General features: G+C 70.4%; 16 protein-coding genes. 7 read left to right on the forward strand and 9 right to left on the reverse strand.

The genetic code is table 11. From position 1 onward, the window contains the following. The first annotated feature begins 88 nt into the window (after positions 1-88). The 5 genes from VFA06_RS05365 to VFA06_RS05385 are packed head-to-tail and all read left to right on the forward strand — an operon-like array spanning position 89 to position 5,630. The gene (locus VFA06_RS05365) at positions 89-1,399 is read left to right on the forward strand and encodes an extracellular solute-binding protein (RefSeq protein ID WP_324839280.1); all 1,311 of its coding nucleotides are present in this window, start codon (positions 89-91) and stop codon (positions 1,397-1,399) included. Then, positions 1,386-2,435 (forward strand): sugar ABC transporter permease, encoded by a 1,050-nt coding sequence (locus VFA06_RS05370; protein ID WP_324839281.1) that lies wholly within the window; start codon positions 1,386-1,388, stop codon positions 2,433-2,435. The genes VFA06_RS05365 and VFA06_RS05370 overlap by 14 nt, the downstream gene beginning before the upstream one ends. Then, a complete protein-coding gene (locus VFA06_RS05375) occupies positions 2,432-3,253 on the forward strand; it encodes a carbohydrate ABC transporter permease (protein WP_324839282.1) in 822 nt (273 codons plus the stop codon). The genes VFA06_RS05370 and VFA06_RS05375 overlap by 4 nt, the downstream gene beginning before the upstream one ends. Continuing rightward, positions 3,250-4,878 carry a beta-N-acetylhexosaminidase gene (locus tag VFA06_RS05380; protein ID WP_324839283.1) on the forward strand — a complete coding sequence of 543 codons (1,629 nt, stop codon included), beginning with the start codon at positions 3,250-3,252 and terminating at the stop codon, positions 4,876-4,878. Before VFA06_RS05375 ends, VFA06_RS05380 begins: the two co-directional genes overlap by 4 nt. Positions 4,879-4,883: 5 nt before the next feature. Next, on the forward strand, positions 4,884-5,630 hold the full coding sequence (locus VFA06_RS05385) for a GntR family transcriptional regulator (protein ID WP_324839308.1): 747 nt from the start codon (positions 4,884-4,886) through the stop codon (positions 5,628-5,630). Between the two features lie 153 nt (positions 5,631-5,783). On the opposite strand, the gene VFA06_RS05390 is transcribed toward VFA06_RS05385, so the two are convergent. After that, complete coding sequence (locus VFA06_RS05390) at positions 5,784-8,039, reverse strand: alpha-galactosidase (protein WP_324839284.1); 2,256 nt, start codon at positions 8,037-8,039, stop codon at positions 5,784-5,786. A gap of 239 nt (positions 8,040-8,278) precedes the next feature. Next, positions 8,279-9,940, reverse strand: a complete 1,662-nt coding sequence (locus VFA06_RS05395; RefSeq protein ID WP_324839285.1) for a hypothetical protein — start codon at positions 9,938-9,940, stop codon at positions 8,279-8,281. Between the two features lie 230 nt (positions 9,941-10,170). Here VFA06_RS05395 and VFA06_RS05400 point away from each other — a divergent pair, with 230 nt between their 5' ends. After that, complete coding sequence (locus VFA06_RS05400) at positions 10,171-11,322, forward strand: MalY/PatB family protein (protein WP_324839286.1); 1,152 nt, start codon at positions 10,171-10,173, stop codon at positions 11,320-11,322. Positions 11,323-11,340: 18 nt separating this feature from the next. Here VFA06_RS05400 and VFA06_RS05405 read toward each other — a convergent pair whose 3' ends face one another. Both VFA06_RS05405 and VFA06_RS05410 read right to left on the reverse strand, forming a co-directional pair. Continuing rightward, positions 11,341-11,700 carry a VOC family protein gene (locus VFA06_RS05405; protein WP_324839287.1) on the reverse strand — a complete coding sequence of 120 codons (360 nt, stop codon included), beginning with the start codon at positions 11,698-11,700 and terminating at the stop codon, positions 11,341-11,343. Positions 11,701-11,779: 79 nt separating this feature from the next. Beyond that, complete coding sequence (locus tag VFA06_RS05410) at positions 11,780-12,679, reverse strand: dihydrodipicolinate synthase family protein (RefSeq protein ID WP_324839288.1); 900 nt, start codon at positions 12,677-12,679, stop codon at positions 11,780-11,782. A 71-nt stretch (positions 12,680-12,750) separates the two neighbouring features. On the opposite strand from VFA06_RS05410, the gene VFA06_RS05415 reads away from it, so the two are divergent. Further along, entirely contained in the window at positions 12,751-13,671 is a 921-nt protein-coding gene (locus VFA06_RS05415; RefSeq protein WP_324839289.1) for a LysR family transcriptional regulator, read from the forward strand. A 33-nt stretch (positions 13,672-13,704) separates the two neighbouring features. On the opposite strand, the gene VFA06_RS05420 is transcribed toward VFA06_RS05415, so the two are convergent. The 5 genes from VFA06_RS05420 to VFA06_RS05440 all read right to left on the reverse strand — a co-directional run bounded on the left by VFA06_RS05420 (position 13,705) and on the right by VFA06_RS05440 (position 18,905). Beyond that, a complete protein-coding gene (locus VFA06_RS05420; protein ID WP_324839290.1) occupies positions 13,705-15,195 on the reverse strand; it encodes a ricin-type beta-trefoil lectin domain protein in 1,491 nt (496 codons plus the stop codon). 110 nt (positions 15,196-15,305) lie between these two features. Beyond that, positions 15,306-16,070 (reverse strand): 2-dehydro-3-deoxy-D-gluconate 5-dehydrogenase KduD, encoded by a 765-nt coding sequence (gene kduD / locus VFA06_RS05425; protein ID WP_324839291.1) that lies wholly within the window; start codon positions 16,068-16,070, stop codon positions 15,306-15,308. Positions 16,071-16,083: 13 nt separating this feature from the next. Next, a complete protein-coding gene (iolB, locus tag VFA06_RS05430) occupies positions 16,084-16,908 on the reverse strand; it encodes a 5-deoxy-glucuronate isomerase (RefSeq protein WP_324839292.1) in 825 nt (274 codons plus the stop codon). A 58-nt stretch (positions 16,909-16,966) separates the two neighbouring features. Next, the gene (locus tag VFA06_RS05435; RefSeq protein ID WP_324839293.1) at positions 16,967-18,151 is read right to left on the reverse strand and encodes a glycoside hydrolase family 88 protein; all 1,185 of its coding nucleotides are present in this window, start codon (positions 18,149-18,151) and stop codon (positions 16,967-16,969) included. Positions 18,152-18,242: 91 nt separating this feature from the next. After that, the gene (locus VFA06_RS05440; RefSeq protein ID WP_324839294.1) at positions 18,243-18,905 is read right to left on the reverse strand and encodes a hypothetical protein; all 663 of its coding nucleotides are present in this window, start codon (positions 18,903-18,905) and stop codon (positions 18,243-18,245) included. Position 18,906 lies beyond the last annotated feature (1 nt).

The following is an 18,906-nucleotide window of genomic DNA, read 5'->3' on the forward strand; positions in this document are numbered from 1 at the left end:
GACATGACCATTGGTCAAGTGCAAGCATCACCGACCGAACCGCGGCCCCGCCCCTTCGGCCGGGCGCGGCACTGCCAAGGAGGATCCGGTGCACCGACGCTCCCTCGCTCCTGTCGCCCTCGGCGCGGCGCTGGCTCTCGCCGCGACCGCGTGCAGCTGCGCCACCTCCGGCCAGGCGCGGTCCGGCGCGGCGGGCGGCAAGACCCTGACCGTCTGGTACATGGACGGCGACCTGAGCAGCCAGGCGCAGAACGCGATCGACACGGCCTTCGAGAAGGCCACCGGCGCCAAGGTCAGGGTGCAGATCCAGGAGTGGGACGACATCAACACCAAGATCAGCACCGCGCTGGCCCAGGACAACCCGCCGGACGTGCTGGAGATCGGCAACACCGACGTCCCGCTGTTCGCCGCGACCGGCGCGCTGAGCGACATCACCGCGCACCGGGCGCAGCTCGCCGGCGGCCAGAGCTGGCTGCCCGGACTGGTCGGCCCGGCCACCGTGGACGGCAAGCTCTACGCCGCGCCGCTGTTCGCCGGCAACCGCGCGGTGATCTACAACAAGAAGATCTGGGGCGCGGCCGGGGTGAGCACTGCCCCGGCCAGCTTCGCCGAGCTCACCGCCGACCTGGACAAGATCAAGAAGGCGAACGCGTCCCCCGGCTTCAGCGCCTTCTACTTCCCGGGCCAGTACTGGTACGGCGCCCTGCAGTTCGTCTGGGCCGCCGGCGGGCAGCTGGCCGTGCAGAACGGCGGTTCGTGGTCCGGCGCGCTGGAGTCGGCCGCCGCGCAGCAGGGCCTGGCGGCCTGGAAGAGCTTCCAGAACACCTACTCGACCGCCGCCTCCCGGGACGTGGACACCAAGAGCCCCGACCAGGCCGCGCTGTTCGCCGACGGCAAGGCCGCCGCGATCCTGGACACCAGCGTGAACACGGTCCTGAAGGACGCGGCGTCCCACGGCGACAACGCGCTCAAGGACCAGATCGGCACCTTCCCGCTGCCCGGCGCCGCGCCCGGTACGACGCAGCCGGTGTTCCTCGGCGGCTCGGACCTGGCGATCGCGGCCAAGAGCCCGAACCAGGACCTCGCGCTCGCCTACCTCAAGGCCGCGACCAGCGTCTCGGTGCAGACCGGCGCGATCGTCGGCACGGACGGCTGGACCCCGGTCTCCACCCAGCTGATCGACCAGACCTCGGGTTCCCTGTCGGCGACCTCGCAGGCGTTCGCGGCCGCGGCCAAGCGCAGCGTGGCGACCCCGGCCACGCCCGGCTGGGCCACGATCGAGAGCGACAAGTCGATCAACGCCTTCTTCGCCGACATCGCCACCGGCCGCAAGAGCGTGGCGCAGGCGGCGAAGGACTTCGACGCGCACCTGGACCAGGCGCTCAATGCCGCGCAGTGACGGCGGCGTGAGCGGCGAGGGCGCGGCGGGCGTGCTGGACCCGGCGAGCCCGGCGCAGGATCGCGGACCGGCCGGTCAGGGTCCAGCGGGCCCGGAGGGGAAGCGCGCGGGCCGGCGGGCCGCGCGGCGGCGGCGCGGGGGCCGCGGTCGTGACAGGGCGCTGCCTTACGTGCTGCTGGCGCCGGCCGCGCTGATTCTGGCCCTGGTGCTGGGTTATCCGCTGGTGCGCCTGGTGCTCATCTCGATGCAGGACTACGGGCTGCGGGCGCTGTTCACCGGCACGACGAGGTGGAACGGCGCGGCCAACTACCGCGCCGTCCTCGCCGACGGCCAGTTCGGCGCGGTGCTGCTGCGCACGCTCGTGTTCTGCGCCGCGCTGGCGGCCGGCACGCTGGTCATCGGCCTGCTGGTGGCGCAGCTGATGGGCCGGCTCGGCCGGCGGATGCGCACCGCGGTGACGCTCTGCCTGATCTGCGCGTGGGCGATGCCGAACGTCGCGGCGACGCTGGTGTGGCAGTGGCTGTTCCAGCCGACCTACGGCGTCGTCAACTGGTTGATCACCAGTACGCGCCTGGCCGGCGACTATGCGCAGCACGACTGGCTGGCCGGCCCGCACTCGGCGTTCTTCGTCCTCTGGCTGCTGGTGGTCTGGCAGTCGGTGCCGTTCGTGGCGCTCACCCTGCACGCCGGGCTCAGCCAGATCCCGCGCTCCTACTACGAGGCGGCGGCGCTGGCGGGCGCCGGGCCGTGGACCGGATTTCGCCTGGTGACGGTGCCGCTGCTGCGCCCGATCCTGCTGCTGGTGACGATCCTGTCGGTGATCTGGGACTTCAACGTGTTCAACCAGATCTGGATCCTGACCCAGGGCGGGCCGAACGGCGCGACCAGCACGCTCGGCATCTGGTCGTTCGCACGGGCCTTCAGCAGCCAGTCCTTCGGGCAGGGCGCGGCGATCGCGGTGGTCTCGGTCGCGCTGCTGCTGGTGCTGACCGCCTCCTACGTCCGCCGCCTGGTGCGCACGGGAGAACAGCTGTGAAGAGACACAAGGTCGCCCTCAACGCGGCCGCGGCGCTGTTCTGCGTGCTCTGGGCGTTCCCGGTGTACTGGATGGTGAACACCGCGTTCAAGCCGTACGGCAGGATCCTCAGTCCCACGCCGGCGTTCCTGCCGATCCCGCTGAGCCTGGGCAACTTCGCCGACGCGATCCACAAGCCGCTGTTCGGCACGTATCTGCGCAACAGCCTGATCGTGACCGCGAGCGTGGTGCTGCTCTCGCTGGCGGTGGCCTTCTTCGCCGCGACCGCGCTGACCAGGTTCCGCTTCCTCGGCCGGCGCGGGTTCCTCATCGGGGTGCTGACGGTGCAGATGGTTCCGCAGCCCGCGCTGCTGATCCCGCTGTTCCTCACCCTGCGCAGCGCGCACCTGCTCAACACCCTGATCGGGCTGACGCTGACCTATGTGGCGTTCGTGCTGCCCTTCACGATCTGGACGCTGCGCGGGTTCCTGCACGGGGTGCCGGTCGAGATCGAGGAGGCCGCGATGGTCGACGGGGCCGGGCGGATGACGGTGATCAGGCTGATCCTGCTGCCGCTGGTGGCTCCGGGGGTCATCGCGACGAGCGTGTTCGCGTTCATCACGGCCTGGAACGACTACGTGTACGCGTACGTGATGATGAAGGACCAGGACAAGTACACGCTGCCGGTGTGGCTGGTCTCCTTCAGCACCAGCACCGGCACGGACTACGGCGGCCTGATCGCCGCCTCGAGCCTGTTCGCGCTGCCGGTCATCGTCTTCTTCATGATCATTCAGGGCCGCCTCGTGGAGGGCATGACCTCCGGCGCGGTGAAGGAATGAGCGGTGCCGCAGTCAGCCGCGACGCCGCGGCCGATCCGCTCGTGGCGCTCGTCCCGCGACCCGCGGAGCTGGCCCTGCATCCCGGCAGGTTCGTCATTCCGGCGACGCCGAACCTTACCGCCGGTCCGGGCGCGGGACGCGCGGCCGACCTGCTGGCGCAGTACCTCGGCGACGACCGCGCCAGAACGAACGCGCCCGACACGCCGGGCATCCGGCTCGACCTGGTGGAGACAGCGGACCGCAGGCTCGGAAACGACCGCGGCCCGGCGGACCGTGAATCCTACGCCCTGCAGATCCGCACCGAGCGCGTGACCCTGACCGCGCCGCACGAAGCGGGCCTCTTCCACGCAGTGCAGACCCTGCGGCAGTTGCTGCCGGCCGGCGCCGCGGATCCGGCGGCCGCATCGGGTACCGCGTGGAGCTGGCCTTGCCTCACGATCCGCGACGCTCCGCGGCTGCCGTGGCGCGGCGTGCTGCTCGACGTCGCCCGGCACTTCATGCCGCCGCAGTTCCTCTACCGGTTCGTCGACCTGCTCGCCCTGCACAAGCTCAACGTGCTGCATCTGCACCTGACCGACGATCAGGGCTGGCGGATCGAGATCGACGGGCTGCCGCTGCTCACCGAGATCGGCGCGTGGCGCGCGCAGTCCATGATCGGCCCGGCGGGCAGCGACCGCTTCGACGGGGTTCCGCACGGCGGCTACTACACCCGCCGCGAACTGGCATCCCTGGTTCAGTACGCGGCCGCGCGCGGCATACGCATCGTGCCGGAGATCGACCTGCCGGGGCACGCCCGCGCCGCGCTCGCCGCCTACCCGCGAGTGGGCAACGAACCGGACCGCCGGCTCTCGGTCTGGACCAGCTGGGGGGTGAGCGAGGACATCTTCGGCGTCCACGACGAGGCCCTGGACTTCTGCCGCGAGGTGCTGGGACAGACCCTCGGCCTGTTCCCCGGCCGCTACCTCCACATCGGCGGCGACGAGTGCCCGACCCGGCAGTGGGAGACCAGCGCGGCGGCCCGCGCCCGGGTCCGCGAACTCGGGCTCGGTTCACCGGGCGAACTGCACGGCTGGTTCCTGAGCCAGATGCGCGACTTCCTCGCCGAGCACGGCCGCCGCGCGGTCTGCTGGGACGAGACCGGGCACGCGGCCGACGCGCGCCTGCCCGCCGATGTGGCCCTGACCGCGTGGCGCGAGGTGGAGCACGGCCGCCGTGCGGTCCGGCGCGGCCATCAGGTGATCATGGCGCCGCACCTGTCGACCTACTTCGACTATCCGCAGCGCGACCACCCCGACGAGCCGCCGGGCCACCCGCAGGGAATCACGACCCTGCGCGACGTGTACCGCTTCGAACCGCTCGCCGGCGCACTGCGCGTCGCAGACCCCGACGACGGCTTGCGGCCAGGGGTCCTCGGCACCCAGGCGCAGCTGTGGACCGAGTTCGCCCCGACCCCCGCGCACGTGGAGTACCTCGCCTTCCCGCGGCTGTGCGCGCTGGCCGAGGTCGCCTGGAGCGGCACGCGCGACTACGCCGACTTCACCGCCCGGCTCGCCCGGCACGCCGGGCTGCTGCGCGCGCTCGGCGTGCCCGTGGGGGCGAGGATTGCTGAGACGATGGACGCGTGAGAGGCATGGACCAATCCGTCCCCGCCCGCCAGCCGGCCACGGCCAAACGCGACGGTGTGCGCCGCCACCTGCTCGACCTGATCGAGCAGGCCGGACCGGGCACCGCGCTGCCCCCGGAACGGGACCTGGCGCTGCGGCTGGGCGTCTCGCGGCCCACGGTGCGCGCGGCGATCGACGACCTGGCCCGCACCGGCCTGCTCGTGCGCCAGCAGGGCCGCGGCACCTTCACCAGCCCGCACAAGATCACCCAGGAGCTGAGCGGCGGCACCACGAACGCCTTCGCGGTGCCGCCGGCCGAGGGCTACTGGACCAGCCGGGTGCTCGCCTTCCGCGCGGCCCCGGCCGGCGCGCCGCGGGCGACCCGGCTCAAGCTCTCCCCGTCCGAGCCGGTGCTGCGGATCGTGCGGCTGCGCCTGGTCGACAAGGAGCCGATGGCGATCGAGCGCATCGACGTGCCCGCCGCGCTGGTGCCGGGCCTGACCGAACGGGAGATGGAGTCTGGCAACTTCTACCAGCTGCTGCGCGAGCGCTTCGACGTGGTGGTGGCCGACGCGATCCAGACCATCGAGCCGACGGTGACCAACCCGGACCAGGCCGACCTGCTCGACGTGCCGCTGTACTCCCCGGTGCTGCTGATCGAGCGCACCACGCGGGATGTGACCGGCCGCATCGTCGAGTTCGCCCGCTCGATCTACCGGGGCGACCGGTACCGGATCACCTCCAAGCTGCGCTTCGACAGCTCCTCCGGTTGACGTCACCGCTCCTGCGGATCACGTCCCGCTTCGGGCGCGGCGAGGGCGTGTGGCCGACCGTGGTCCGGTCGGCCACACGCCCGGTCCACGCGAGTGCGGTCGCGTGGTCTTAGCGCGGCGCTGCGCGTCGGCGGTCAACGCAGCGCCGCGCGGTCAGGGGGCCAGGGTCCAGCGCTGGTTCAGTCCGCCGTTCGAGGGCCACTGGATCACGGCGGTACCCAGAGCGGTGCCGCCGTTGGACAGGTCGATCAGCTGGCTGTCGTACACGCTTTGCAGCGCGACCACCCCGGGCCCTTCGTCCAGGAGCGTCCAGCGCGAGTTGCTGTTGCCGTCGTCCTGGTACTGGATCAGCTGGGTGCCCTGCGTGGTCGTCGGGCCGGGGATGTTGACGAGTTTGCCGCTGTTCGCGTTGACGATCGTGTAGGCGCCGCCGGGCTGCTTGACGAAGCTCCAGCGCTGGTCGGCGCGGCCGTTGTCGGACCATTCGAGCAGGTGCGCGCCGTTGGCGGTGGAATCGTTGTCCACGTCCAGCCGTCCGCCGGTCAGCCAGTTCTCCACGCGGTAGCCCTGGTTGGGCTCCGGGACCGGCGTCAGCGTCCAGCGCTGGTTGGCGCCGCCGTTGGACGGCCACTGGATCACCGGTGCGCCCGCGCTCGTCGAGGCGCCGGAGACGTCGGCGAGCAGCCCGTCCGAGACGGCGGCCAGCGTGTAGGAGCCGCTGCCGGCCGGCGCGAACCGCCAGCGCGAGTCGCCGGCGTTGTCGTCGGCCTTCTGGATCAGCTGGGCTCCCTGCGCGGCGGACGGCGCGGTCAGCTGCAGCCGGCTGGCGCGGTTGAGCACCTTGTACGTGCCGTCGCCGACCGGGACCAGCTGCCACTCCTGGTCCAGGGCGTTGTCAGCGCTCTGCTGCACGATCGCGGCGCCCGAGGCGGTCGAGTTGCCGGAGACGGCCAGGTTCATGCCGCTGTTGACGTTGACGAGGTTGTAGGACATGGCGGTGTAGGTGACCGCGCTGGTCGGCGTGACCTTCAGCAGCGCCGAGCCGTGAGCGGGCAGCGAGGCGCTGTAGCCGGTGGCGAAGCTGCCCAGGTCGGTGTGGGACCACTCGTCGTGCACGGCCGCCGCGGAGCCGGTGAAGCCGATGTCCTGCCAGTTCGCCGTGACCGTGGCGGCGGAGTCGGCGAGGTTGAACAGCGCGACCGTGTAGCTGCCGTCGCCGTTGGGCGCGTACCAGGCCTGCGCCGTGGTGGTCGCGTCCACGGGGCGCGCCGGGTGGCCGGCCTGGTCCACGGCCAGCACCTCGGGGTTGGTGATCAGAGCCAGGTCGGTGGAGTCCAGGTTCGTCAGGTCCACGCCGAGGGTGAGGTTCGAGTTCTCGATCGCCCACAGCGTCAGCTGGGTTTTGCGCTCGTCGAGGGTCAGCCCGTCGTTGCTGCCGTTGCCCACCTCGATCGAGTCCAGGTCGTTCCAGCCGCCGGTGACCCCGTCGCCGATCCAGCGGGCGACGTCGGTGAAGCGGCCCTTGACGTTGTTCCAGTCGGTGAGCGGGAAGGAGGAGCCGTTCGCGCCGCAGTAGCACTCGATGTCGCCGTCGATGCGCCAGCCGTTGGAGTACTGCTGCCAGGAGGCGATGTCGGCGGTGGTCAGCGAGTTGGACAGCTCCAGGTGGATGGTGCGGCCGCTCTGGTTGAGCGCCGCGGCCCAGTGCTGGACGTCGGCGACGGCCTCGCTGTCGCCGTCGTTGGGGCTGACGCCGTCCACCTTGAGGTAGTCGATGCCGTATCCGGCCAGCAGGTCGGCCCAGGAGTTCAGGTAGGCCTGCGCGGCCGCCGGGTTCTTGGCGTAGTCGATGTAGTACATGACGTTGCCGAAGTTGTAGTTCGTCTCGTGGCTGCTGGTGTCCGAGACGATGTCGCGAGCGTGGTACTGCGTGCCCTCGATCGGGGTGTTCTGGTTGTACGCGGCGACCGGGATGCCGGGCGTGAGGTACATGCCGAACTTCTCGCCGAGGCCGTGGATGTACGAGCCCAGATTCGCCATGCCGTCGGGGAACCTGGATGGGTCCGTCACCCAGCGGCCGTAGGTGTCGACGGCGGTGGCGGGGTTGAGGTACCAGAAGTCGTCGAGGTTGACGTACTTGTATCCCGCGGCGACCAGGCCGGAGCTGGACATGGCCTGCGCCTGGGCCTTCATCTTCGCCTCGGTGGGCGAGCCGCGCAGGAACGACCAGCTGCTCCAGCCCATCAGCGGGGTAAGCGCGGCCCCGTTGTCCTGCGCCCTGGCCGGGGTGCGTGGCCCGGCGAGGGCGAACAGCGCGAGGGCGAGCGCAAGGCAGGCGGTGAGCAGGCGGCGCGGTCCGGTTCGCGCAGGTGGTGCGGTTCGGGTCGGCGGTGCGGATGCGATGCGCATGTTCGGACTCCTCGTCGCACGGTGGGTGTCGGGCGCCGCCGAGAATCAAACAGAAAAGCAAACATCACAACATTCATAAGAAAATTGTTAAACGAAAGTAAACGCAACCTCCCAATGCGTCAAGTAGTCGGACGTCTGCGCGCAAGCCAAGGGCCTACACCGTGAAGGCGTAGGCCCTTGGCTTGTAAGTGCGCTGATCGACGGGCATCACCGCCGATCGCCGCGCGCGGCCGGCCTTGTCAGCGGTCGGAGCGCGGGGCGAAGGCGACGCCGCGGAACACGTCACCGGCACAGGCGGTGCGCAGCGTGGTGAAGTGCTCGTTGGCGGGAAGCGTGGTGGCCGCCGCGTCGTCAGTGATCGACACCAGCTTGTTCGGGTCGGCGCCGTAGTCGGACAAGCCGCCGACCGAGGTGGTGACGCCGTAGAGGGTCACGGTGCCGTCGCGGTTGACCTTGCCGGTGAAGGTGCGGATGCCGTCGACGGCGGGTGTCCAGGGTCGGCCCGTGATGGCGTTCGTGCCGGTCGGAAGACCGGGGACGGTGTACGGCACGCCGAGTGCGAGCCCCGCGTTGAGGGTGTAGTCGTAGGTCCAGGCGCCGTCGACGAGCGACCACTTCTGGATGCCGGCGAGGTTTTCCGCGGCGGCGTCGGTGTAGCTGCCGTTGCTGAAGGTGTCCGAGCCGTTGCCGGAGTCGGCGACGTAGAGGGTGGTCGGGTTGGCGAACCACAGGGCGCCGAAGGCGGCGGTGTTGGCCGGGGCTCCGGTGTCCGGGGTCTTGATGGACTTCGCCAGCGCGGTCGGGAATCCGGCCAACACGCACATGTTGCCGGCCGGCTGGCCGGTCACCGGGTTGTAGGCGTCGGGGGCCGAGGGAAGCGGCGCGCCGGGGACGGGCAGTCCGACGCCTTGGGGACAGGCCTTGCCGGTGGTGTCCACGAAGTAGACGGTGTCGATCCCGTTGCCGCCGCTGCCCTTGGTGTAATACAGCACGTTGCCGTGGATGGTCAGCTCGGCGAAGTTCGTGTCCTTGCCCAGCTTGTCCGCCTTCGGGTACGCGGGCAGCTGGGTGATGCTGAAGCCGCCGACCGGGGTCGGCGCGCCCGGGGTCTGCGCCTTCTCGGGCGCGTGCGCCGGGGTGATCAGCTGAGCGCCGGTCCCGAAGATCACGCCGGGCACCGAGGTGCCGGTGCCGTTGTTCGAGTTGCCGGCCGCGTAGTAAAGGCCGGTGCCCTCGTCCAGGATCGCGGCGCGGCCGTTGTCACCGCTGTAGGCATTGCTCTCGGTGATCCGGATCTTGCCATCGGCGTCAAGCTGGGCCACCGCGCGGTAGACCGCCTGCGTGTCAGGGTTCGTCGGATCGATGACACCGGGGGTGTTGCCGTTGGAGGCGTCGAGGGTGTTGGCCGGGGCGACGTAGCCCATGAACGTGACGGCCGAGCCGTCGCTCGACAGGTTCAGCGCCAGCTCGGACTTGGAGGAGAAGCTGGTGCTGAGCACGTCGCGGCCGTGCGCGTTCGTCCCGGCCTCGACGTCCGGCACGGCGATCGAGCCGATGAGGGTGCCGCGCCGGGTGAGCCGGTCGAGGTAGATCGGCGCGGTGACACCGAAGTTCGGATCGACCTGGACGTTGTCCCAGACGCGCGTGAAGCTGCCGTCCGCGGTCGCGACGGCGCCGGTCGGCAGCACGGTGACGCCGGGGATGATCAGCCCGGCGTATCCGGTGTAGTGCGCCCGGCTCAGCAGCAGGTCGCCCGGGATGAACGGCGAGCGGTCCCCCGCCGCCTGGGCCGGGCCGCCGCCGGACACGGTCACGACGCAGGCCGTGAGCGCGAATGCGGCGGTGAGCCCCAACGCGGTACGCCTGCCCCGGATCGGTTGGCGGCTTCGACGGTCGAACATGCGTCTGTCCCCTCCCATGGATCACGCGCGGAGCCGCACGGCTCGCTTCGGATCAGACCACCCGGGGGCCGGTGGGAGGGCGGAGCAGGGGTGAACGGTGAGCGAACCTTCGTTGACGCCGACAGCCGGTATCTCGCGAGCCCGCCGCCCACCCGGGCGTAACCGTCGCGTCAGCCGGTGAGCCGCTTCGCGGTCGGCCGCGACCGCGCTCGTCGCTCTAGGCTGGCTTCATGCTCGATGATCTCGACCTCGCCGTCCTCACCAAGCGTCCAGGCGCCAAGTGGGCCCTGGCCACCGCGCGCGGGGCGCTGCCCGCGTGGGTCGCCGACATGGACTTCCCGGTGGCCGAGCCGATCCGCGACGCACTGGTCGAGGCGGTGCACACCGATCTGGGCTATCCCGCCTGGGATGACAAACCCGGGGAGAATCCCCTGGCCGAAGCGTTCGCCGACCGCATGGAAACAAGGTACGGATACCTCCCGCAGCCGGCGCACGTGCGCGTGTTCACCGAGGTCATCCAGGCGTTGCAGGCGGTTTTGCACGTCGCGACGCAGCCTGGCGACGCGGTGGCGATGCACACACCCTCGTACCCGCCCTTCGTCCAGACGCTCGAAGCGATGGGCCGGCGCCTGATCCCGATCCCGATGCTCGATACCGACGAGGGCTGGAGCTTCGACGCCGACCGGCTCGCCACGGACGTCGCGCAGCAGCGATGCAGGGCGCTGATTCTGGTCAACCCGCACAACCCGACCGGCCGGGTGTTCTCGGCCGACGAGCTCTCCGCTCTCACCGAGATCGCTCAGCGGCACGACCTGCTCGTCATCTCCGACGAGATCCACGCCGAGCTGACCTTCCGGCCGCACCGGCATCTGCCCTTCGCCGCGCTGGCACCGGACCTGGCCGCGCGTACGGTCACGCTGACCTCCGCGAGCAAGGCGTTCAACCTGGCCGGCCTGCGCTGCTCGGTCGCGGATGTCGCGCCCGCCTCGGTCCGCGCCGCACTCGACGCCCTGCCACCGGTGCTGCTCGGCCAGTCCAGCAGCCTCGGCGTGATCGGGACGCTCGCGGCCTGGCGGCACGGCGGTCCCTGGCTCGCCGAGGTGCTCACCCTGCTCGACCGCAACCGGAAACTCGTCGCCGACGGGTTGCCGCGCGAAGTGCGTTACCACCTGCCGCAGGCGACCTACCTGGCCTGGCTGGACTGGCGCGCGCTAGGACTCGGCGACGATCCCGCCGCCGCACTGCTGGCCCGCAACAAGGTCATGCTCAGCCGCGGCCCCGACTTCGGGCCCGGCGGACCCGGGTATGCGCGGCTCAACTTCGCCACCTCGGAGCCGATCCTCGCCGAGATCCTGCGCCGCCTGAGTACGGCAGAGTCCTGAAACCGCGCGCGCGGACCGCTACTGCTCGGCTGCCTGCCTGATCGGCGAGCCGAACCGGATGACGTTGCCGTCACGATCGACGACGGCGCCCTCGTGCTGGCCCCACTCAGTGTCCTGCGGGGGGTGTACGTGGATGCCTGCGGCGCGCCACTCGGCCGCCAACTCGTCGGCATCGTCGACGAACAGGTACGCCGAACTGGTGCGCTTATCGCCCTCGGGCGCGACGCCCAGGTGGAGTTCAATCCCGTCACGGGTGGCGAACCCGTAGCCACCGCCGGAGTACGGCCGGACGGAGAAGCCCATCCGCGCGTAGAACTCCAGCGCCGCGTCGAGGTCGTGGACGGCGAAGATCGGTGCGATCCGGCGTGCAGTAGCCATGACGCCAGCTTCGCATAGGGTTCAGACACCGGCTGATCGTCGAGGCCGTAGCGCACTCAGCCTGTCTGTGTCGCGCGCGCTAGCCGACTAAGGATCCCCGCCTGGCTTCGGTCTGCGCCACGGCGGCAAGGCACCGCAGGGCGGCATCGTGCGACGCGGGCGCGGCGGGAAGAAGCGGCAGCCGCACGTCCGGAGTCGGGATGCGACCCTGGGCGTGCAGCACAGCCTTGATCACGGTCGGGTTGGGTTCGGCGAACAGCGCCGAGGAAAGCGGGGCGAGCCGATGGCCGAGCGCCCGGGCCCGACCGACGTCGCCGGCCCGCCACGCTTCGGCCAGCGCGGCGAACGCGGCGGTGGCCAGGTGCGCCGAGGCCAGGATCCCGCCGTGCGCGCCCAGCGCGAGCAGCGGCGAGATGAACGGGTCGTCGCCGCCGAGCACCGCCAGACCTGAGGGGAGGTCAGCCAGGAAGTCGACCGTGCCGGCGTCGATGCCGCCGACCGCGTACTTGATGCCGATGATGTTGTCGATCGCCGCGATTCGGCGCAGCGCGTTGGCCGATAGCGGCTGTCCGGTGCGGTATGGCACGTGGTAGACGATCAACGGCACGGGGCTCGCGGCCGCCAGCGCCTCGAAGTGCGCGACGACGCCATTCTCACCGGGTCGCAGGAAGGGCGGCACGAGCGCCAGCGCGGCACTCACCTCCGCGCGGCGAGCAAACGTCTGCGCCACCTGCACAGTGTTCGCGCCGACAATGAGCGGACGCGATCGTTCCCGGCACACCCCGCTTACGACGTCAAGGACACTTTGCTGCTCGGCGAGGCTGAGCGAGGCCGGCTCACCGGTCGTGCCGAACACGACGATGCCAGACGCGCCCTCGTCGAGCACGTGCCGCGTCAGCGCCTCCAATGCGGGAAGGGCCACCTGCCCGTTTGCGTCGAAGGGAGTGATGAGCGGCACGTAGACACCCGATAGCTGCATGCCTCCAGCCTCGGCGAGCACAACGGCTAAGGTCTAGCGACGATATCCGAGCTGATTCGTAAGCTCTCCTTATGCTCGACGCCCGCCGCCTGCGGCTTCTCCACGACCTCTCGCGACTCGGCACTATCGCCGCCGTCGCCAACGCTCACGCCTACACCCCCTCCGCGGTATCGCAGCAGCTCTCTGTCCTGGAACGCGAAGCCGGCACTCCGCTGCTCGAACGTTCCGGCCGCCGCGTCGCGCTCACCCCCGCAGCGCATGTGCTCGTGCAACACGCCGAGAACGTCCTCGCCGAGTTGGAACGCACCCAGGCGGCGCTCGCGTCGATGCGCGACGGAGTGACCGGACCGCTGCGAATCGGCGCGTTCCCCACTGCCGTGCGCGCGTTGCTGCCTTCGGCGCTCGTCACCCTGGGTCGGCACCATCCGGGCTTGGAACTGATGGTCAGCGAACTCGATCCCGTCGCGGTGCCCGAGGCGCTGTGCGAACGCACCCTCGACGTGGGGCTGGTGCAGCATTACGACGTTGTGCCCGCGCAGCCGTACCCGGGTCTGGAGACGGAGCCTCTGCTGGAGGAGACCGTGTTCCTCGCCGTGCCCTCCCCTGCACCCGAGTACGCGAAGAACCTCGACGCAACCGAGGCGCTACGGGAAGTCCGCGATGCCCCATGGATCCTGGCCAGCACGGGGACGCTCTGCCACACCGCGACGCTACACGTGTGCCGTGACGCGGGCTTCGATCCGCATCCGCGCCATCACGCCGACGACTTCGCCACCGTGCTGGCCCTGGTCGCCGCAGGCCAGGGAGTTTCGCTGGTCCCGCAACTGGCGGCCAGAGAGGCGCCACCCGGTGTGCGACTGCTTCCGCTGCGCACCCGCCGCCACACCCGGATCGCGTGCCGCCGCGGCGCCTCGCAGCACCCTGCGATCCGCGCTTTCGTGAACGCCATGCGCGAGACCGCCGCGCACCAGCGACCCGTCAGTGGGTGTTGAGACGCTGGTGCGCGGCGGAGTTCGGCAGTCAGGTCAGCCTGCGGGCACGAACTGCCACTGCTGATTGGCGCTGCTCGACGAGCTGTACTGGCCGAGGTCCGAGCCGGAGGCGGTACGGCCCATCCCGTCGACGTACAAGCCGGTGCCGCGATCGGCGAAGCGCACGTTGCCGCCGTCCGCCGAGACCGTCCACTGCTGGTTGGTGCTGTTCGAGTCGCTCCACTGGCCGACCGCCGAACCGTTGGCCGTGCGCCCCATGCCGTCGAGGAACAAGCCGGTGGCGCGGTTCTGAATGCGCTCGTAGCTGCCGTCGGCCACGACGGTCCACTGCTGGTTGGTGTTCGCGCTGTCGCAGGTGGACTGCTCGACCGTGGCACCGTTCGTGGTGCTCCCGGTGCCGTCGATGCACAGGCCGGTCGCGGCGTTGCGAATCTGGTCATAGGTCGCTCCGCCGCCGCTGCCGCCATTGCCGATTCCCCAGGCGTACTGCAGGCGGTCCAGCCCCGAGGAGTTCACCAGCGACAGCGTGATGCTCGCGCCGCTACCGGTCTTGCTGGTCATGCTGTACCAGTCGCCGTCGCGCAGTCCGGGCCAGTAGACGCTGCCGACGCCCAGAGCACGCATTTCGCTGCTTTCGCCGCGCACGTAGTCGTCGAAGTAGTTCGTGTTAGGAACGTCGTAGTTGATGGTGTTGTAGTAGACGCCGTTCTTGGTGCCCGGGCTCATCGGGGCACCCCACTCGGTCACCACGGTGCGGCTGGCGAAGCCGCCGATCTCGCCCGCGAGGTGGTTCGCCCACTGGGATTCGGTGGTGTAGGGCGGGCTGACGAAGAACGAGTAGTCGTGGATGCCGATCAGGGTGTTGTTCAGGCGGCTGTCGTTGCCGACCGCGGCGGCGTTCTGGGCGTCGCCCGTGCCGTCGAGGATCACCCGGCTGCGCGGCACGCTCGGGTACCTGGTCAGCCACGTGTTGTAGAGGTTGTCCAGATCGGTGGCGCTGTAGGCGTAGGGCTCGTTGATGACCTCGAAGTAGGCGTTCGCGTTGCCGGCGTACTTGGCCACGACGGTGTCCCACATCGAGTAGAACGCGGATGTGCTGGCCGGCTTGCCGCCGCTGTACGCCCAGTACGCGAGGATGACATTGCCCTTGCTGAGCGCGGCGTCGACCGCCCCGGTGTAGGTGCCCCAGAACGTGGAGACGGTCGGCTCGTTGATCGGGATCCGGACCGTGTTCGCCCCGGTGATCGAGTACATCTGGCCCACCACCTGGTTGGCCACGGTCGCCGCCGAGGAGTAGGTGTCCGAGGAGCTCAGGCCGGACGGGTAGAGCACCCCGTTGACGAAGTTGTCGCGCTGGTCCGCCCAGTTGACCCCGCGAAGCTGGTTCGTGGACGCCTGGGCGCGGTGCTGGCCGACGGTGACGGCCGCGGCCACAGCGAGCGCGCAGGCTATCAGCAGCCTGATGGCTTTGGCCAGGCCGGCGGCCCGGCTCGCAGTGCTAGCGGATGATCTCTCCTTGCTCATTGCGATGATCCCTTCAGCGTGGGTACTTCCTTGTACTCCGGTGGATCAGGGGCGCCTTGCCGTTCGGCGGTGCTGTTTGGTGTGGTTTTGGAGTGTGTTCGTTGGGCCTGTTATCTTGCGAGCCAGCCGCCGTCGACGGGCAGCACGGCGCCGTGCACGTAGCGCGCCGCGTCCGAGGCGAGGAACACCACGGCGCCCATCAGGTCCTCGGGCTCGCCCCACCGTCCGGCGGGGATGCGCTCGAGGATGCTTGCGGAACGGACCGGGTCCTCACGCAGCGGCGCGGTGTTGTCGGTCGCCATGTATCCGGGCGCGATGGCGTTGACGTTGACTGCGTGCTCGGCCCACTCGTTGGCGAGCGCCCTGGTCAGGCCGAGGACGGCATGCTTGGCGGCGGCGTAGGCGGGCACGCGCAAACCGCCTTGGAAGGAGAGCATCGAGGCGAGGTTCACGATCCGGCCGCCGCCTTGCGCGATCATGAGGCGACCTGCGGCCTGCGACAGGTGGAACACCGCGTCGAGGTCGACGGTCATCACCTCGCCCCAGTCCCCCGCGGTGAATTCGGCGGCCGGCGCGCGGCGGATCAGGCCGGCGTTGTTCACCAGGATGTCGAGCCGGCCGAGTTGTCCGGCAGCACTGTTGACGGCGTCCGCGAGCTGCGTCGGGTCCGCAGTAGCCAGGTCGCAGGGCACGTACACGACGGTGCGTCCCAGTACTTTGACTTGCGCGGTGGTTTCGGACGGCTCCGTGCGGCCCAGCAGCGCGAGGTCGGCGCCGGCCTCGGCGAGCGCGATCGCGCACGCCTGGCCGAGGCCGCGGTTGCCGCCGGTGACCAGGGCGACGCGGCCGTCGAGCCGGAAGCGATCGAGGATCATCTGGGTCCGCCCACTACAGTCCGAGGTTGCGCAGCATCGGGACGGTGCGGCCGACCCAGGCCAGGTCGGCGTCTTCGGTTGCCCCCTGCGTGCGCTGGGTGCCCGCGAGGAACCACAGGTAGTAGGTCGTGTAACCGGGGGCGCTGACGACAGTGTGATAGCCGGACGGCATCATCTGCACGGCGTGATCACGAGCCGTGTAGTTCTCCTCGTAGCCCTCGTCCGTGTACACGCGGCTGATGCCGAAGCCGTCGCCGGGCTTCGTGCGGAAGTAGTACATCTCCTCGTGCTGCGCTTCGGCCGGCAGGTTGTCGAAGGCGTGGCGGTGCGGCGGGTAGGTGCTCCAGTTCCCCGACGGCGTATAGGTCTCCCCGACGATCAGCCGGTGGGCCGGCAGGTCGGGCTGCGAGATCTCGGTGAGGATCTGGTGGTAGCTGCGGCCGAAGTTCGCGGCGCCCCACCGGCCCTCGGCCACGCGCGCCGGTTCGATGACGTACGGTTCGACGGCCAGGTCGCTGGGCGCGCTGGGCAGTGCGATCTCCACCGGCGTGGCGGCCTCGACGGTGACCGAGGATCCTGCGGGGATGTAGACCGAGTGCGGCTTGCCGGAGAAGACGTCGGCGCGCCCGCCCACGTCGGCGAACTTGTGGCCGCCGACGGTGAACGTGGCCGTTCCGCCGAGGACGACGGCGAGGATCTCGCGGTCGCCGGATTCACCGGACCAGGAGCGGCCCGCGCCGAGTCTCAGCAGGTTGAGGTCGAGGAGGCGGCACGGGTTGAACGGCAGCGCGTTGAGGCCGTCCTGCGCGGGGATGTCGCAGTGGTACCGGTAGTCCATGAGTCCTGTCTTTCGTGCGTCGCGGTGCTGTCTGCTGCGGGGTGGGGCGACGGCGGGCTTACCAGGGGTCTGACCAGCCGGCGCAGGTCGCGCGGGTGAGCGCTTCGAGGTAGAAGTAGTCGCCCCACAGGGTGCCTTCGTCGACGCCGATGCCTTTGGGCTTGTCGTACACGCCGTGCAGCAGCAGCGCGTTCGAGTGCGGGTCCTCGGCGGTGGAGTATCCGCTGATGAGGGAGGTCAGGATGCTGGCCGCGGCGGCGCGGTAGCCGTCGGCGCGCGGGCCGCGCGGCAGCTGCTCGGCGAGTTCCATCAGGCCGGTGGCCGCGATCGCCGCGGCCGAGCTGTCGCGCTCCTGACCGCTGCCGTCGGTGAACTCGAGGTCCCAGTAGGCGACGCGGTCGGCGGGCAGGTGCGTCAGGAAGTAGTCCGCGCAGCGCCGCGCGGCGTTGAGGAACGAGTCGTCGCCGGTGTAGCGGTAGTTCAGGGTGAAGCCGTACACGCCCCAGGCCTGCCCGCGCGCCCAGCAGGAGTCGTCGGAGTTGCCCTGCTCGGTCTCTCCGCGCTGCGGCTCGCCGGTCTCCAGGTCCCAGTAGAAGGTGTGGAACGTGGTGTCGTCGGGTCGCAGGATGTTGTCGCGCAGCTGCTCGGTGTGCCGCCGCGCGGCGTCGCGGTAGCAGGGATCACCGCTGGTCTGGCTCGCCCAGAACAGCAGCGGCGTGTTCATCAGGCTGTCGATGATGGTGCGGCCGCGCTGGCGCGGGTCGTCCAGGTCTCCCCAGGCCTGGATGATTCCGGCCGGTTCGAGCACTCGGGTCAGCAGGTGATCGGCGGCGCTGAGGGCGGCGCGACGCGCGGTCTCGTCGCCGGTGCGCCGCCAGGCGGTGACGCAGCCGAGGGTGTAGAGGAATCCGAGGTCATGGGTGGCCAGGTCGATGCGGCGCTCGACGCGTTCGACGAAGCTGCGCACATGGGCGCTCGCGGCGGCCAGGTACGCCTCGTCCTCGGTCAGGTCGTAGGCCAGCCAGAGCATCCCCGGCCAGAAGCTGGTGGTCCAGCCGAGGTTGGCGCCCTCGGGCAGGCCGAGGGCCGCGGGCCGCAGCCGGTATCTGCCGTGCACGGTTGTGTCGCCGGGATAGCGCTCGCCGAACTCGGCGATGTTCGCGTCGATGGTGCGCAGCGCGGCGGCCACCGCAGGTCCCGTCGCTTCGGCGTCGGGGCTCGGACGGACGTCGATCGCCGTCATTGCTGGTCCTCTCCTCGTTCATTCATGGTCCGCGGCGTGCGCGGGCCGGCACCTGCGCGCGGGTGCGGCGCAGGCGGGCGGGTGGTGCGGCTCAGCCGGGGATCGGTCCCAGCGCCTCCCGCAAGGTGAAGCGGCTGTTGGCCCAGACGACGTACAGCAGCGGCGCCGCCGCCAGGCCGAAGGCGATCGCCGGCCGGCTCGCGACGAGCGCTTCGAGCAGCGCGAGGACGGCCAGCGAGAACGCCGTCAGGTACCAGCGCCGCAGCGACAGGTAAAGGCAGGCGCGCAGTGCGTCGCGCAGCCGGACCGCCGGGCGTTCGGCGATCACGACGAGGGCCAGCAGCGTGGTCGCGGTGATCAGGACCATGGCTGTGACGAGCACCGGGATCGCGGCGGCACCGACCGGGTGCCCCCAGGCGGCGCGTGCGTCCACGCCCAGGACCACTAGCGCCGCGGTCGCGAGGGCGCCCAACGCGGTGGCCCGGCGCAGCGATGCACGCCACGCCGCGACGAACGTTCGTGCCACCGCGTTGTTGCCTGTGCCGCTGAAAGCGCAGAGCACTGCGAACGTCGCGCACACTCCGGGCGCGCACAGCGGGGCGACCATCGCGAGCAGCGGCCAGGAGCGTGCCGGGTCGGTCGCGACCAGCCCGGCCACCAGCGGCAGGCAGCTGACGACGAGCAGCAGGTTGGTCATCAGGCCGACGTAGACCAGGTCGAAGACCGTGCCGAGTGTTTCGTGCTTGATCCGCATT

The organism is Actinocrinis sp. (genome assembly GCF_035653575.1).
Lineage (GTDB): Bacteria > Actinomycetota > Actinomycetes > Streptomycetales > Catenulisporaceae > Actinocrinis.

Coding starts and splice junctions, on each gene's coding strand:
- iolB (WP_324839292.1), bottom strand. CDS start 16,908: ATGGACTACCGGTACCACTGCGACATCCCCGCGCAGGACGGCCTCAAC.
- VFA06_RS05390 (WP_324839284.1), bottom strand. CDS start 8,039: ATGCGCATCGCATCCGCACCGCCGACCCGAACCGCACCACCTGCGCGA.
- VFA06_RS05395 (WP_324839285.1), bottom strand. CDS start 9,940: ATGTTCGACCGTCGAAGCCGCCAACCGATCCGGGGCAGGCGTACCGCG.
- VFA06_RS05435 (WP_324839293.1), bottom strand. CDS start 18,151: ATGACGGCGATCGACGTCCGTCCGAGCCCCGACGCCGAAGCGACGGGA.
- VFA06_RS05385 (WP_324839308.1), top strand. CDS start 4,884: ATGGACCAATCCGTCCCCGCCCGCCAGCCGGCCACGGCCAAACGCGAC.
- VFA06_RS05405 (WP_324839287.1), bottom strand. CDS start 11,700: ATGGCTACTGCACGCCGGATCGCACCGATCTTCGCCGTCCACGACCTC.
- VFA06_RS05400 (WP_324839286.1), top strand. CDS start 10,171: ATGCTCGATGATCTCGACCTCGCCGTCCTCACCAAGCGTCCAGGCGCC.
- VFA06_RS05410 (WP_324839288.1), bottom strand. CDS start 12,679: ATGCAGCTATCGGGTGTCTACGTGCCGCTCATCACTCCCTTCGACGCA.
- VFA06_RS05440 (WP_324839294.1), bottom strand. CDS start 18,905: ATGCGGATCAAGCACGAAACACTCGGCACGGTCTTCGACCTGGTCTAC.
- VFA06_RS05380 (WP_324839283.1), top strand. CDS start 3,250: ATGAGCGGTGCCGCAGTCAGCCGCGACGCCGCGGCCGATCCGCTCGTG.
- kduD (WP_324839291.1), bottom strand. CDS start 16,070: ATGATCCTCGATCGCTTCCGGCTCGACGGCCGCGTCGCCCTGGTCACC.
- VFA06_RS05420 (WP_324839290.1), bottom strand. CDS start 15,195: ATGAGCAAGGAGAGATCATCCGCTAGCACTGCGAGCCGGGCCGCCGGC.
- VFA06_RS05415 (WP_324839289.1), top strand. CDS start 12,751: ATGCTCGACGCCCGCCGCCTGCGGCTTCTCCACGACCTCTCGCGACTC.
- VFA06_RS05370 (WP_324839281.1), top strand. CDS start 1,386: ATGCCGCGCAGTGACGGCGGCGTGAGCGGCGAGGGCGCGGCGGGCGTG.